The organism is Tistrella bauzanensis, assembly GCF_014636235.1.
GTDB lineage: Bacteria > Pseudomonadota > Alphaproteobacteria > Tistrellales > Tistrellaceae > Tistrella > Tistrella bauzanensis.
Genome location: NZ_BMDZ01000060.1, coordinates 1 through 14,213 on the forward strand (window position 1 = coordinate 1; position 14,213 = coordinate 14,213).

Sequence of the window (14,213 nt, forward strand, 5' to 3'; positions counted from 1 at the left end):
CACCTCACCCGAGGGAATCAGCCCCGCAGCGCGGGGGCAAGCGGACATCGACAGGGTTGGAGCCCATTCTGCAACAGGCTCATCAGCAACTTTATTGCGCCGCGGTACGGTCCGGCGCAATGCTTTCGCGATGCCGCAAGCTGGTTTATAGTCCGCGCGAACCGTTCTGGTCGGGCGCGCGGCAATCCGCCTGCCGGACCGCGGGTGCCGTCTCACCTCAAGCTTCGGATGTCTCGTCATGGCCAAGACCAATCGCCCCCGCCGCAGTATGCTGTACATGCCGGGCGCCAACACCCGCGCGCTCGACAAGGCCCGCAGCCTGGCCGCCGATGCGCTGATCCTGGATCTTGAGGACAGCTGCGCCCCCGATGCCAAGGAGGCCGCGCGCACCAATGTCGTCGCGGCACTGGCCGAGGGCGGCTATGGCAATCGCGAGCTGATCATGCGGGTGAACGCGCTGACCACCCCCTGGGGCCATGCCGATCTGGTCGCGGCCGCCAAAAGCGGCGCCGACGGCGTGCTGATCCCCAAGGTCGAGGGCGCCGAGGGCGTGCGGCAGGCCGAAGCGGTGCTGCGCGATGCCGGCGCCCCCGACGATCTGAAGCTGTGGGTGATGATGGAAACCCCGCTTGCCATCCTGCGCGCCGAAGAGGTGGCCGGCGCCACCCCGCGCATGGCCGGGCTGGTGCTGGGCACGTCGGATCTGGCCAAGGATCTGCACTGCGCCCATACGCCGGAACGCCTGCCGTTCCTCGCCAGCCTGTCGCTGTGCGTCCTGGCCGGCCGCGCCTTCGATCTGGCGATCATGGACGGCGTGCATCTGGACCTCGACGATGCCGAGGGCTTCGCCCGGGTCTGCCGCCAGGGCGCCGAGCTCGGCATGGACGGCAAGACCCTGATCCATCCCAAGCAGCTCGACGCCGCCAACGAGGCCTTCGGCCCCAGCGCGGACGATCTGGCCCAGGCCCACAAGATCATCGCCGCCTATGACGCCGCGATGGCCGAGGGCAAGGGCGTGGTCGTGGTCAACGGCAAGCTGGTCGAGAACCTGCACGTGGTGGCTGCCCGGCGCATGCTCGACATGGCCGAGCAGATCAAGGCCCTGGGTTGAGGACGGCGCCTGATGGCACAGAAAACCAATTCCGGCCGGTTCTTCGAGGATTTCACCCTCGGCGAGACCATCACCCATGCCACCCCGCGCACCGTCACCACCGGTGACCAGTCGCTGTATACCGCCCTCTACGGCACCCGTTTCGCGGTGAATTCCTCGGCGGAATTCGCCTGCGGCCTGGGGCTGGACCAGGCGCCGATCGACGATCTGCTGGTGTTCCACATCGTGTTCGGCAAGACCGTGCCCGATGTGTCGCTGAACGCGGTCGCCAATCTGGGCTATGCCGGCGGCCGCTTCGGCGTGCCGGTGTTTCCCGGCGATACGCTGGCCACCACGTCAACCGTCATCGGCCTGAAGCCCAATGCCAACGGCCAGACCGGCGTGGTCTGGGTGCGGTCCACCGGCACCAACCAGCATGGGCAGATGGTGCTGGATTACGTGCGCTGGGTGATGGTGCGCCGCCGCGCGCCCGGCACCGACATTGCCGCCACCCATAACTGCCCCCCCACCGACATCTCCGCCACCGTCGCCACCGCCGATCTGGTGGTGCCGCAGGGCCTGGACGCGCGCGGTTTCGATCTGGCGCTGTCGGGCGAGCCGCATTGCTTCGAGGATTACCAGCCCGGCGAGCGGATCGACCATGTCGACGGCATGACGATCGAGGAGGCCGAGCACATGCTGGCCACCCGGCTGTATCAGAACACTGCCAAGGTCCATTTCAACCAGATGGAAGCCGGGCAGAACCGCTTCGGCCGGCGGTTGATCTATGGCGGCCACATCATCAGCATGGCGCGGGCGCTGAGCTTCAACGGTCTGGCCAATGTGGTCCGGATCGCCGCGATCAATGGCGGCAGCCACGCCAACCCCACCTTCGCCGGCGACACCATCCATGCCTGGTCGGAAGTGCTGTCGGCCGAGCCGATGCCCGGCCGCGGCGATCTGGGTGCATTGAGACTGCGTCTTATTGCGGTCAAGAACCGGGCGGCCGCCGACTGGCCGCTGAAAGATTCCGACGGAAAATATCTGTCCGATGTGGTTCTTGATCTAGATTACACCGTGCTGATGCCACGCCGTGGCTGAGACAGCCCGCGGCCCAGGTCCACAATCGGCGCGGCGGTAACCGGCATCGGGGGATATGCCCCGGCCGGCGCCGCTTTTGCCGGGCTTTCGTTGACTTGGGCGGCGGCTGGGCCTATTCAGTACGGCGTGACGAAAGGCGTGCGTTTTCAAGCCGTAAACGTTGAGCCACCTGGCCGGCGGCCCCGCCGGACCAGGATGAGCCCCTGGAGTGCAGGTTCTAGAAGCCCATGGCCAAGACCGACAACCGACCGCTTTCGCCGCATTTGCAGGTCTATCGCCTGCCTATGACGGCGCTCATGTCGATCTCGCACCGCGCAACTGGCGTGGTGTTGAGTGTCGGCACCCTGTTGCTCGCCTGGTGGCTGATTGCCGCCGCGACCAGCGCCGGCGCCTTTGAAACCGCGCAGGGCTTTTTCGGCTCGTGGTTCGGCATGCTGGTGATGTTCGGCTGGACGCTGTGCCTGTTCTATCACCTGGCGAACGGCATCCGGCATCTGGTCTGGGATACCGGCCACGGCTTCGACATCAAGACGGCGGAGAAGATGGGCCGCATCGTGCTGGTGGCCACCGTCGCGCTGACGCTGATCGCCTGGATCATCGGTCTCGCGGTCTGACCGCACGAGGTTCGTGACACGCCGGACCCCGTGGATGACGGGCATGGCTGCCGGGTGACAAAAGACTGCAGATACTGCGGCTGGTTTGAGGACGATCAAGATGAGCTTGCGCAATCCGCTTGCCCGCGCCCGCGGGCTGGGTTCGGCGAAAGAAGGTGTTCATCACTGGTGGATGCAGCGGGTGACCGCCGCCGCCATGGTGCCGCTGACCTTGTGGTTCGTGATTTCGATCATCGCCCATCTCGGCGCCGGACGGCTGGAGATCGTGGGCTGGCTGTCGTCGCCGGTCTCGGCCGCGCTGATGATCGCCTTCCTGGTGGCGCTGTTCTGGCATGCCAAGCTCGGGCTTCAGGTCGTGATCGAGGATTACGTGCACAACGAGGCGGTCAAGGTCGCGTCGCTGACGGCCATGACCTTCGCGGTCATCATCGTCGGCCTCGCCTGCGTCGTCTCCGTGCTCAAGCTTGCCTTCGGAGGCTGAACGCAATGACCACGGCTTACAAGATCATCGACCATGAATACGACATCGTGGTCGTCGGCGCCGGCGGCGCCGGCCTGCGCGCCACCATGGGCATGGCCGCCAAGGGGCTGAAGACCGCCTGCATCACCAAGGTGTTCCCCACCCGCAGCCACACGGTCGCGGCCCAGGGCGGCATCTCGGCGGCGCTTGGCAACATGGGCGAGGATGACTGGCGCTGGCACATGTACGACACCGTCAAGGGGTCGGACTGGCTGGGCGACCAGGACGCCATCGAATATATGTGCCGCGAGGCGATCCCCGCGATCATCGAGCTTGAGCATTTCGGCGTGCCGTTCTCGCGCACCGATGAAGGCAAGATCTATCAGCGTCCGTTCGGCGGCATGACCACCCGCTTCGGCGAGGGCCGCGCCCAGCGCACCTGCGCCGCCGCCGACCGTACCGGCCACGCCATCCTGCACACCCTGTATCAGCAGGCGCTGAAGAACGACGCCGAGTTCTTCATCGAGCATTTCGCGCTCGACCTGATCATGGACGACGAAGGCGCCTGCCGCGGCGTGATGAGCTGGGATCTGGCCACCGGCATCCTGCACCGCTTCCGCTCGCATCTGGTGGTCATCGCCACCGGCGGTTATGGCCGGGCCTATTTCTCGTGCACCTCGGCCCATACCTGCACCGGCGACGGCAATGCCATGGTGCTGCGCGCCGGCCTGCCTTTGCAGGACATGGAGTTCGTGCAGTTCCACCCGACCGGCATCTATGGCGCCGGCTGCCTGATCACTGAGGGCGTGCGCGGCGAGGGTGGCTATCTCACCAATTCCAACGGCGAGCGCTTCATGGAGCGCTATGCGCCGTCGGCCAAGGATCTGGCCTCGCGCGACGTGGTCAGCCGCGCCATGACCATCGAGATCCGCGAGGGCCGTGGCGTCGGCAAGCGCAACGACCATATCCATCTGCATCTGGAACATCTGGATCCCGACATCATCCACCAGCGCCTGCCGGGCATCGCCGAGACCGCCAAGGTGTTCTCAGGGGTGGATGTGACGCGTGAGCCGATCCCGGTGCTGCCGACCGTGCATTACAACATGGGCGGCATCCCGACCAATTTCCGCACCGAGGTGGTTCGCCCCGACGGCGACAACCCCGATGCGGTGGTGCCCGGTCTGATGGCGATCGGCGAGGCGGCCTGCGTGTCGGTGCATGGCGCCAACCGCCTGGGCTCGAACTCGCTGCTCGATCTGGTGGTGTTCGGCCGCGCGGCCGCGATCCGCGCCGCCGAGATCGTCACCCCCGGCCAGAGCCACAAGGCGCTTGGCCCCAGCGCATCCGAGCGCGCGATCGCCCGCTTCGACAAGCTGCGTCACGCCAACGGCACGGTCTCGACCGCCGAGCTGCGCGATGAGATGCAGCGCACCATGCAGAACAACTGCGCGGTGTTCCGCACCGGCGAGGTGCTGGATGGTGGCCTGGCCGAGATGCATAAGATCTATGACCAACGCGACAATATCCGGGTCACCGACCGCTCGCTGATCTGGAACTCGGATCTGGTCGAGACGCTGGAACTGGACAATCTTCTGGGGCAGGCGCTGGTCACCATCGCCGGCGCCGCCAACCGGCCGGAAAGCCGGGGCGCCCATGCCCGCGAGGATTATCCCGACCGCGACGACAAGGACTGGATGAAGCACACGGTCGCATATTGCACCGATGCCGGCGAGGTCTCCTTCGACTATCGCCCGGTGCATATGACGACGCTGACCAACGAGGTCGAGGTGTTCCCGCCGAAGGCACGCGTCTACTGACGCGCAGCCATTCATCGACCCACCGCGACTGAGGACGAGACGAGCGATGGCTGAATTCCGCCTTCCCAAGAATTCGCAGATCCGCCAGGGCAAGACCTACAAGGCGGACGGCGCCCAGAACATCAAGGTATTCAAGATCTATCGCTGGAACCCCGACAGCGGCGAGACGCCGTCGGTGGACACCTATGAGGTGGATCTGGATCACTGCGGACCGATGGTTCTGGACGCGCTGATCAAGATCAAAAACGAAGTCGACCCCACGCTGACCTTCCGCCGGTCATGCCGTGAAGGCATCTGCGGCTCGTGCGCGATGAACATCGACGGCACGAACACGCTGGCCTGCCTGAAGCCGATGGAAGACGTGAAGGCCGAGGTCAAGGTCTACCCCCTGCCCCATATGCAGGTGGTGAAGGATCTTGTCCCCGACATGAGCAACTTCTATGCGCAATATGCGTCGATCAAGCCCTGGCTGCGCAGCCAGAGCCCGGCACCGGCGCGCGAACGGCTCCAGACCCCGGAAGAGCGCGAGGCGCTCGACGGGCTGTATGAGTGCATTCTGTGCGCCTGCTGCTCGACCAGTTGCCCCAGCTATTGGTGGAACCCGGAACGCTATCTGGGCCCCGCCATTCTGCTTCAGGCCTATCGCTGGCTGGCCGACAGCCGCGACGAGGATGCCGGCGACCGGCTCGACAACCTGGAAGACCCCTTCCGGCTGTATCGCTGCCACACGATCATGAACTGCACCAAGACCTGCCCCAAGGGCCTGAACCCGGCGAAGGCGATCGCCGAGATCAAGAAGATGATGATTGCCCGCCGCTGAGGCGGGACGGATGGTTGTCCGCCGCTGAGGCCGGACGATATCCACCGACAGATGAAACGGCCGGCCCCGCAAACAGGGCCGGCCGTTTTTTTCTGGCGCGATGTCGCAGCCGGTCAGTCGGGACCGGTCGAGGCCCGCCACAGGTCGCGATAGCGCCCCGGCACCGCCAGAAGCGTGTCATGGTGGCCCCGCTGCACCACCCGGCCTGCCTCCAGCACCAGGATCTGGTCGGCGCCGGCGATGGTCGACAGCCGGTGGGCGATGACGATGACCGTGCGGTCGCGCAGCAGCGCGTCGATCGCCGCCTGAACCGCCACCTCGCTCTCGGTATCGAGCGCCGCGGTCGGCTCGTCCAGGATCACGATCGGTGCGTCCTTGAGCAGCGCGCGGGCGATGGCGATGCGCTGGCGCTCTCCGCCCGACAACCGGGCGCCGCCCTCGCCAAGCCGGGTCTGCCAGCCGGCGGGCAGACGGTCGATGAAGCCGTCGCACTGGGCGGCGCGGGCCGCGGCCAGCACCGCCGCATCATCGGCGCCGGGCCGGCCCATGCGGATATTGGCCAGCACCGTATCGTCGAACAGATAAACGGTCTGGAAAACGACCGACACCAGGCTGTCGAGATGATCGGGCGCGATGTCGCGAACATCGACACCGCCGATCGCAACCCGCCCGGCCATCACATCGCCATGACGCTGGATCAGCCGCGCCATGCTGGTCTTGCCGGCCCCCGATGGCCCGACCAGGGCGGTCAGGCTGCGTTCGGGCAGATGCGCACAGACGGCACGCAACGCGGGTGCATGCATGCGGTCACTTTGGCCGCCGCCACCATAGGCGAAGGTGACCGCATCGAAGCGGACATCGAACCGCGCCGGCCGCAATGGCCGCTCCGGTGCCGGCAGCGGCGGCACCGCCATCAGCGCCTCGATCCGGACCAGTGCCGCCTCGATCAGAGCGATCACCACGGTATAGGCGGTGACGGTGGCCAGCGGTTCGGCGAAGCGCACGGTCACCACCAGCACCGCCGCCAGCACCGCCGGATCGAGCAGCCCGGCGGTGACCCGCCAGATGCCGAAACCGCCAACGGCGAGCAGGGCCAGTTCAACCGCGGTCGCGACCGTCAGGTTCGGCGCCATGGCCCGGTGATGATCCGCCACCTGCACTGCCTCCAGCCGGGTGAACCCGTCATCGAGCGCCGCCGCCCGCGCGCCCGCACGGCCCGCCTGGCGCAGCACCGCCAGCCCCTGGAGATACTCCACGATATCGGCATTGGTCCGGGCATGGGCATCGGCCAGACGATCCATCTGGGCGCCCTGGCCCGGCCGCCGCCAGCGGGTCAGGGCCAGGATCAGCGGAAACACCGCCGCCAGCGCCAGCGCCACCGGCCAGTCGGCAAAGGCAAGGCCCGCCGCCGCCACGACCGGCGTCACCACGGCCTGAGCCAGCAGGTTCGCCACTGTCAGCACATAATGCAGGGTCTCGTCGACATTGCCGAGCAGGGCGGCGTTTACCTCGCCCGACCGCCGGTCGTGAAGCCGGTCGAGCGGCATCCGGCGCAACTGGTCACCCAGGCGGGTGCGCAGATCATGGGTGGCACGGGCCATGTCGCCATCGTAATCGAAGCTCTGGGCCCGCCAGCGCAGCACGGCGGCAAGCCCCGCCAACCCGCAGAACCCGGCAAACCAGGGTGCCGCCGCACCGGCCCCGCCATCGCCCAGCGCCACGTGCAGCAGGGGTGCCAGCAGGGCGAGCGCCGCCCCCTGAACCGCCGCCGCAGCTACCAGCCCGGCCAGCGCCCGGCGCAGGGCCGGGGCATGCGGCCCCATCGCCGCGAACAGCCGGCCGAGCGTGTGCCGCAGCGGCACCACACCGCTGCCGATCCCGTCCGATCCGGTGGGTCTGGTCATACCGCTTCTCCGTGGCGGTGCCCGCCGATGGTCCAACCCCGCGCCCGTTCATGGGCGCGCCACAGCCGGGCATAGAGCCCGCTCCGATCCAGCAGGGCCTCATGGCTGCCGGCCTCGACCAGCCGGCCATGATCGAGCACCAGGATGCGGTCGGCATCCCGGATGGTCGACAGGCGATGGGCCACCACGATCACCGTGCGGTCATGCATCAGCGCTGCCAGCCCCGCCATCAGCGCGGCTTCATTCCCGGCATCGGCGAAGGCGGTCGGCTCGTCCAGCACCAGGATCGGCCGGTCGAGCAGCAGGGCACGGGCGATGGTGATCCGCTGCCGCTCCCCCCCTGACAGGAACACGCCGCGATCGCCCGCCCGCGTGTCATACCCCTGCGGCAGCCCGATGATGAACTCATGGGCGCGGGCGGCGCGGGCGGCATCGATCACCGCCGTCATCGGCGCGTCGGGCCGGCCCAGGCGGATGTTGTCGGCAATGCTGCCGGCGAACAGAAAGCTGTCCTGAAACACGAAGCCGACCAGTTCTGCCAGCCGGTCGGGCGGCAGATCGCGCAGGTCGACGCCGCCAATGGTGATCCGGCCGGCAGTGACGTCGTGGAAGCGGCAGAGCAGGGCTGCAATCGTGCTCTTGCCGGCCCCCGACGGGCCGACCAGGGCGGTGACGCTGCCGGCGGGGATAGTGACGCTCAGATCCTCGATCACCGGCGGCTCGTCGGCGGCATAGCGGAAGCCCACATTCTGGAAGCACAGATCCAGCCCCTGCGGCACCGCCTGACTGGCGGGGTCGGGGACGGCCATGGCCGGCTCGGCCATTATCTCGGCGATGCGGGCGGCGGCGAGGCCGGCGCGGGCGACCATGTCGCGCAGCGCCATGGCCGGCATCATCGCCTCGGCCATGCCGGTGCCGGTCAGCAAGGCCGCGAGCCACCGCCCCTGATCGTCGCCCGCCCCCGTCCACAGGCCCACGGCCAGCAGGGCGGCAAGCGTCGGCAGCGGCGCTAGGATGGCGAGCGAGGCCCGTGCCGCCAGCCCCGAGCGGCGATACCACAGCACCAGCATCGCAAGATAGGCATCCAGCGCCCGCTGATAGCGGCCGAAACTGGCATGGCCGCTGTCGAATGTGCGCACCACCGGCATGGCCTGCACGAACTCGATCACCGCCGCCGACACCCGCTCCCGCGCGGCATGATAGGCGCGGATCAGCGCGCCGCCGTCGCGCATGGCGACCGCCATCACCGCGATGCCGGCAGCCGCCACCGCCAGCGCCGCCGCGGCGAGACGCCAGTCGAGCGCGGCCAGCACCACCGCCGTCGCCGCCGGCATCACCACCGCGCGCGCATAGAGCGGTGTCGCGTCGGCGACGAAGACATGCAGCGCCTTCACGTCATCCTGCATCACCTTGGCGATCGCGGCCGCGCCGACCTGCTGCACCCGGCCCATCGGCAGGGTGGCGACATGGGCCGCCAGCCGCCGGCGCAACAGCAGTTCCAGCCGGAAGGCCGCCCGGTGCGACTGGCCGAACGCCGCCAGCCTGAGCCCGATGGCCGCCAATGTGCAGCCGGCTGCCCCCCCGATCAGCAACCATGGACCAGCGGCCGTCACGACCAGCAGCCGCGCCACCGCCGACGCGATCAGCACCAGCGACGCCAAGGCCAAAACCGCTGACAGGCCCGACAGTGCCATGGCGACGCCGATACGGCCGCGCACCGGCGCCAGGATCGGCCAGGGAGCGGCACTCATCGCCGCCTGCCCACCGGCTGGTCACCCACCAGATCGGCCTCACCACCCTGGCGATACAGCACCAGACTGCCAAGCAGGGCCAGCAGGCCGGCGGCAATCGCGACCCACAATGCCGCCACCGGCCCCGCCGCCGCCGCGATCGCGGCCCCTGCGGAAATCGACCCCATGCCCATCGCGGCATGCAGCGTCGACTGCACGCTGTAATCGGTCGCCGGCCGTGCGGCCGAGGCACGGTCCATCATCACCATCGCCATCACCGTGGCACCGGGATTGTAGAGCAGGAAATACAGGCAGACCGCCACCGCCGCCGCACTGGCCGGGGCCGTGCCCACAACCGGCAACGCCACCGCGGCGATGCCGGCAAGCTGGACGGCGGCAGCCATGATCAGCGCCCGCCGCCGGCCCATGCGCGTGGCGAGCCCTCCGGCCAGCAGGGCACCGGCGATGCCCGCGACCGGCCCCGCCAGATTGACCACCAGCCCGATCCGGTCCAGCGGCCAGCCGGCCGCGACCAGCGCCGGCATGATCAGGGCATAGGCCATCCCCGCCCCCACCGGCCAGATCAGCAGCAGGACACCCCAGCCCAGCGCCCCGCCACGCGCACCTGCCCGACTGAGCCTTGCCAGCCGCGCCCGCCAGGGCAGCCCGGCGGCCACGACCAGGGCGGCATCCGGTTCGCGGAACAGCGCAAGCTGGATCAGGCTGATGGCGGTGACGCCGGCAAGCAGGGCCATTGCCCCCACCCAGCCCAGATACGGATAGAGCACCAGCACGCCGCCGGCGCCGAGCATGGTGCCGAGCAGCCCGCCCGAAATCTGCAGCGCATTGCCGGGGCCGCGCGCGCCCGGCGGCAGCAGCCGGCAGGCAAGCCCATCCGCCGCCACATCCTGCGTGGCCGAGAGCAGGGCGAGCGCCAGACACAGGCCATAGACCACGGGAAAATCGGCGAGCGGGTCGAAGCCGGCCATCACCACCAGCACCGCGACCATGCCCGTCTGCGAGACCATGGCCCAGCCGCGGTAATGCCCGGCGCGTCCCAGCCGCCAGCGGTCGATCACCGGCGCCCAGAGCAGCTTGAGCGGCCAGACCAGCCCCAGCATATAGACCAGGGTCAACCGGTCTGCATCGGCGCCGCCATCGGCGAGAATGGCGATCAGCGCCGCCACGAAGAACATCAGCGCCAGCGTCTGAGTGGTGTAGAGACTGGCGAGCAACAGCCGCACGCGCCCGCCGACACGATCGGAGGGCACGGCGGCGGGTGCGGCGGCAGGCATGACAGGATCGGTCCGGATCATGTCGCCCTCAGAACTGCCAGGCCATGCCGACGCCGACCGTGCGGCCACGGGCCGGCGCGCCATAGGCGGTGGCGGGGGCCGCGAAATAGCCATAGAGGTCGCGGGTCTCGTCGAGCAGGTTGTCGCCCCACAGATAGACCTCGGCGCCGCCGCTCATCACACCCAGATGCAGATCGATCTCGTCATAGGCGGCAAGGTCGAAGCTGTTCTGCGGATCGGCGGTGCGCGCGCCGACATGGGTATAATCGGCACGGACATTCAGCGCCGGCTGGGGCAGGTTGCCGAACCGGACCGGCAGATCGTGGATCCAGGCGACCGAGAACCGACCCGCCCAGCGCGGCACGTCGGGCACCCGGTTGCCGGCGCGGACATCGCCCGCCCCAAGACCGATCAGATTGGTGCGGATCTCGGTGTCGATGAGGGTGAGCCCGCCCGACAGGGTCAGTTCCTCGCCGATCCGCCAACTGGCCTCGATCTCGGCGCCCTGGCTGCGGGTGTCGGCATTGACCGCGTTGGTCACATAGGTGGCAGGGTCATAGCTCAGCAGATGGTTGTTCTTCACGTCGTTGAAGAACAGGGCGGCCGAGGCCTGGAACCGGCGGTCGGCGCTCTCGGTCTTCACCCCCGCCTCGATGCTGCGGTTGACCGCCGGCTTGTAAGGCACGCTGTCGGCCGGCTGGGTGGAATAATCGCTGAACCCGCCGGGATTGTAGCCACGCGAGGCCAGGGCATAGATCGTGGTCTCGGGCGTCACCGCGTAAGACAGGCCAAGCCGGCCGGTGGTATAGGCGTCGCTGAGGTCGCGGGCATCGGTCACCGCCGTGCCGCCGCCACGATAGGTGGCGTCATAGGTCTTCTCTTCCCAGGCCTGACGCAGCCCGGCGGTCAGCTTCAGGCGCGGCGCCACCGGCACCGTCGCCTCGCCATAGACGGCATAGCGACGGGTGGTGAAATCGCGCTCTGAGGCACTGCCGGTGCCATAGGTGTTGCGCGGGGTGTCATAGGACCGGTCGGCATGGTACAGATTGACGCCGGCAACCCAGAAGATGTCGGCATCCGGCAGCGAGGACAGCCGGATGTCCTGGGCCAGCACGGTTTCCTCGGAGGTGTCGACGATCCAGTACTCGCCGCCCCGGCCGGTGGCTGCCTGGATCAGCCGGTCATAGGCGACCAGCCCGGTGAAATCGGCCCGGGCGACCGAGGTCGTGGCGGTGAGCCGGGCATCCTGAAAATCATGGCCGATCTCCAGCGCATAGCGCTCCATGGTCTTCTCGTTGTCGTCGAACAGACCCGGCGTCAGATCGTTGACCGGCGGGTCGCGATAGGGCATCAGCACCAGAAGATTGGTCAATGCCTTGACCTGCTGGCGCTCGGCGGTGGCAAGCACGCTGGTGCCGTCGAAATCCTCCCACAACAGGCTGCCGCGAAAGGCCAGATCGGTGGGCTCGCTCAACGGGTCTCCGGTCCGCAGATTGTCCACCCACAGATCCGATCCGGAATGGCGCAGGGCAATGCGGCCGCTCAGGTTTTCGGTCAGCGCCCCGCCGACGGCGCCTTCGATCAGGCGCTGGTTCTCCTGACCGTACTCGCCGCGCAGATACCCTTCCAGATGCCGGGTCGGACGGCGGGTGGTGATGTTGATCGCCCCGGCCTCGCCATTGCCGCCGAACAGCGTGCCTTGCGGGCCTTTCAGCACCTCGACCCGCTCGACATCCAGCGTGCCCAGCCCGGAATAATGCGGGGTCAGCGCGGTGCCGTCGATGTTCAGCACCACCGAGGCGTCGTCCATGCTCATCTGATAGAGCGCGCCGACGCCACGGATCGACAGATTGTACAGATTGGGCCCGCCCGAGGAATTGACCGACACGCCCGGTGTCGCCCGCAACACGTCCTCGATCGTGTTCAGGCGGCGCGCCTCGATCTCGTCGCCTGAGACCACCGTCAGACCGAAGGGCACATCCTTGGCGCCCTCCTCGGCCCGGCGCGCGGTCACGGTCATCGGCGCCAGTTCGGTCGCGGCGGCGGCATCCGTCGCGGCGGCCTCGTCGGCGCGGCCGGCCAGCGGGACAGTCGCGACCGCAAGGGCGGCAAGGGCGGCAAGAACCGCAAGAGGTATGGCGGTGGAAGCCGGCCCCGCCCCCCGGGGCGGACGCGGCGGCAGATCAGTCATCATGGAATACGTCCCGGCATTGGCGGCTGGCGGTTGGCGGCTGGCGGCTGGCGGCCGCATGCATGCGGCGGTGTCGATTGCACCACGCTGTGTTTCATGATGATAATGCGTTGCAATCGCATTTCCGCCCGGATCCGGTCCATCTCCACCCGAATCGAACGCCCATGGCCACCAGACACCCGTTCCCTGCCACGACCGCCCCGCCCGGCGCCCAACCCGGCGAGATCCCGGTGTCGCGGCTGATTGCCGGCTGCGCCCCAACGCCCGGCGCTGCTGACTGGCAGGTCACCCGGCTGGTGCTGGAAGACGGGGTGGAGGCGGTGCACTGGTTCGGCCAGTTCGACCGCGAGACCTGTTTCGCGCTGCACGACGACAGCAATCGGGTGCATTTCAGCTTCACCGGCCGGCTCGACGGCGCCGCGCGCTGCTGCTTCCACGACGGCCATGGCCGGAGGGACCACGACATCCGCGCCGATGCCGGCTGCATCAGCTTCGGCCGCGGCCATCACGGCAGCTATCATCAGCGGGGCACGCTTGAGAATGTCACCGTGATGGTCCGCCCCGACATTCTGCGGAGCTGGGACGGCATGCTCGATCCGGCGCTCGACCGGGCGCTCACGGCCGAACGCTGTTTCCTGGACGGCCACCGTGGCCGCGATCTCGCCGACACCGCCCATGGCCTGGGCCGGGCCTTGCGGGCCGCCGGCGATGCGGCACTCGGCACCGGGACGCCGGCCCGGCCATCGGCAACCCGCCATCCACTGTGGTTCCGCGCCCAGGGGCTGGCGCTGGTCGGCTTGTTTCTGGACGCCCGCCGCGCGGTTCCGGCCGCCCCGCCCTCGTCATCGGGCGACCGGCTGCGCCTGCGCCGGGCCCGCGATCTGCTGCTGGCCGACCTGTCGGAACCACCGGGGCTGCCGGCGCTCGCCCGCGCCACCGGCATGAGCGTGACCCGGCTGGAACGGGGCTTCCGCCAGCTTTTCGGCGCCAGCGTCTATGGCCTGTTCCAACAGGAACGCATGGCCGATGCCCGGCGCCGCCTGCTCGACGGCGGCGAGAACGTCACCCGGATCGCGGTCGAGCTTGGCTATACCAACACCAGCCATTTCGCCGCCGCCTTCCGCAAGCAATACGGCGTGAACCCCTCGGCCCTGAAGCGTCGCGGCTGACGGCCATGGCCCGCATGCAGAC

11 protein-coding genes are annotated in these 14,213 nt (G+C 68.5%); 7 read left to right on the top strand and 4 right to left on the bottom strand.

All coding sequences use genetic code 11. From position 1 onward, the window contains the following. Window positions 1–238: 238 nt before the first annotated feature. The 6 genes from IEW15_RS19770 (at window position 239) to IEW15_RS19795 (ending at window position 5,902) form a co-directional block, all read left to right on the top strand. Entirely contained in the window at window positions 239–1,111 is an 873-nt protein-coding gene (locus IEW15_RS19770) for an HpcH/HpaI aldolase/citrate lyase family protein (protein ID WP_188581161.1), read from the top strand. Window positions 1,112–1,123: 12 nt separating this feature from the next. Then, window positions 1,124–2,191: a MaoC family dehydratase gene (locus tag IEW15_RS19775; RefSeq protein ID WP_188581163.1), complete on the top strand. Its 1,068-nt coding sequence runs from the start codon at window positions 1,124–1,126 to the stop codon at window positions 2,189–2,191. Window positions 2,192–2,418: 227 nt separating this feature from the next. Next, window positions 2,419–2,805, top strand: a complete 387-nt coding sequence (gene sdhC / locus IEW15_RS19780; protein WP_188581165.1) for a succinate dehydrogenase, cytochrome b556 subunit — start codon at window positions 2,419–2,421, stop codon at window positions 2,803–2,805. Window positions 2,806–2,905: 100 nt separating this feature from the next. Continuing rightward, window positions 2,906–3,286: a succinate dehydrogenase, hydrophobic membrane anchor protein gene (gene sdhD, locus IEW15_RS19785; RefSeq protein ID WP_188581167.1), complete on the top strand. Its 381-nt coding sequence runs from the start codon at window positions 2,906–2,908 to the stop codon at window positions 3,284–3,286. A 5-nt stretch (window positions 3,287–3,291) separates the two neighbouring features. Then, window positions 3,292–5,082 (top strand): succinate dehydrogenase flavoprotein subunit, encoded by a 1,791-nt coding sequence (gene sdhA, locus IEW15_RS19790; RefSeq protein ID WP_188581168.1) that lies wholly within the window; start codon window positions 3,292–3,294, stop codon window positions 5,080–5,082. A gap of 46 nt (window positions 5,083–5,128) precedes the next feature. Next, window positions 5,129–5,902, top strand: a complete 774-nt coding sequence (locus IEW15_RS19795) for a succinate dehydrogenase iron-sulfur subunit (RefSeq protein ID WP_188581169.1) — start codon at window positions 5,129–5,131, stop codon at window positions 5,900–5,902. Window positions 5,903–6,015: 113 nt separating this feature from the next. On the opposite strand, the gene IEW15_RS19800 is transcribed toward IEW15_RS19795, so the two are convergent. From IEW15_RS19800 to IEW15_RS19815, 4 genes are read right to left on the bottom strand one after another with little or no spacing between them, the layout of a single operon-like run. After that, complete coding sequence (locus IEW15_RS19800) at window positions 6,016–7,806, bottom strand: ABC transporter ATP-binding protein (RefSeq protein WP_188581171.1); 1,791 nt, start codon at window positions 7,804–7,806, stop codon at window positions 6,016–6,018. Then, the gene (locus IEW15_RS19805) at window positions 7,803–9,557 is read right to left on the bottom strand and encodes an ABC transporter ATP-binding protein (protein ID WP_188581173.1); all 1,755 of its coding nucleotides are present in this window, start codon (window positions 9,555–9,557) and stop codon (window positions 7,803–7,805) included. Before IEW15_RS19805 ends, IEW15_RS19800 begins: the two co-directional genes overlap by 4 nt. After that, entirely contained in the window at window positions 9,554–10,831 is a 1,278-nt protein-coding gene (locus IEW15_RS19810; RefSeq protein ID WP_188581176.1) for an MFS transporter, read from the bottom strand. Before IEW15_RS19810 ends, IEW15_RS19805 begins: the two co-directional genes overlap by 4 nt. 28 nt (window positions 10,832–10,859) lie before the next feature. Next, complete coding sequence (locus IEW15_RS19815) at window positions 10,860–13,025, bottom strand: TonB-dependent receptor (protein ID WP_188581178.1); 2,166 nt, start codon at window positions 13,023–13,025, stop codon at window positions 10,860–10,862. 161 nt (window positions 13,026–13,186) lie between these two features. On the opposite strand from IEW15_RS19815, the gene IEW15_RS19820 reads away from it, so the two are divergent. Continuing rightward, complete coding sequence (locus tag IEW15_RS19820; RefSeq protein ID WP_188581180.1) at window positions 13,187–14,191, top strand: helix-turn-helix transcriptional regulator; 1,005 nt, start codon at window positions 13,187–13,189, stop codon at window positions 14,189–14,191. Window positions 14,192–14,213: the final 22 nt, after the last annotated feature.

Excerpts from the sequence above, each read along its gene's own strand:
- IEW15_RS19770 (WP_188581161.1), top strand. The coding sequence starts at position 239 with ATGGCCAAGACCAATCGCCCCCGCCGCAGTATGCTGTACATGCCGGGC.
- IEW15_RS19775 (WP_188581163.1), top strand. The coding sequence starts at position 1,124 with ATGGCACAGAAAACCAATTCCGGCCGGTTCTTCGAGGATTTCACCCTC.
- sdhC (WP_188581165.1), top strand. The coding sequence starts at position 2,419 with ATGGCCAAGACCGACAACCGACCGCTTTCGCCGCATTTGCAGGTCTAT.
- sdhD (WP_188581167.1), top strand. The coding sequence starts at position 2,906 with ATGAGCTTGCGCAATCCGCTTGCCCGCGCCCGCGGGCTGGGTTCGGCG.
- sdhA (WP_188581168.1), top strand. The coding sequence starts at position 3,292 with ATGACCACGGCTTACAAGATCATCGACCATGAATACGACATCGTGGTC.
- IEW15_RS19795 (WP_188581169.1), top strand. The coding sequence starts at position 5,129 with ATGGCTGAATTCCGCCTTCCCAAGAATTCGCAGATCCGCCAGGGCAAG.
- IEW15_RS19800 (WP_188581171.1), bottom strand. The coding sequence starts at position 7,806 with ATGACCAGACCCACCGGATCGGACGGGATCGGCAGCGGTGTGGTGCCG.
- IEW15_RS19805 (WP_188581173.1), bottom strand. The coding sequence starts at position 9,557 with ATGAGTGCCGCTCCCTGGCCGATCCTGGCGCCGGTGCGCGGCCGTATC.
- IEW15_RS19810 (WP_188581176.1), bottom strand. The coding sequence starts at position 10,831 with ATGCCTGCCGCCGCACCCGCCGCCGTGCCCTCCGATCGTGTCGGCGGG.
- IEW15_RS19815 (WP_188581178.1), bottom strand. The coding sequence starts at position 13,025 with ATGATGACTGATCTGCCGCCGCGTCCGCCCCGGGGGGCGGGGCCGGCT.
- IEW15_RS19820 (WP_188581180.1), top strand. The coding sequence starts at position 13,187 with ATGGCCACCAGACACCCGTTCCCTGCCACGACCGCCCCGCCCGGCGCC.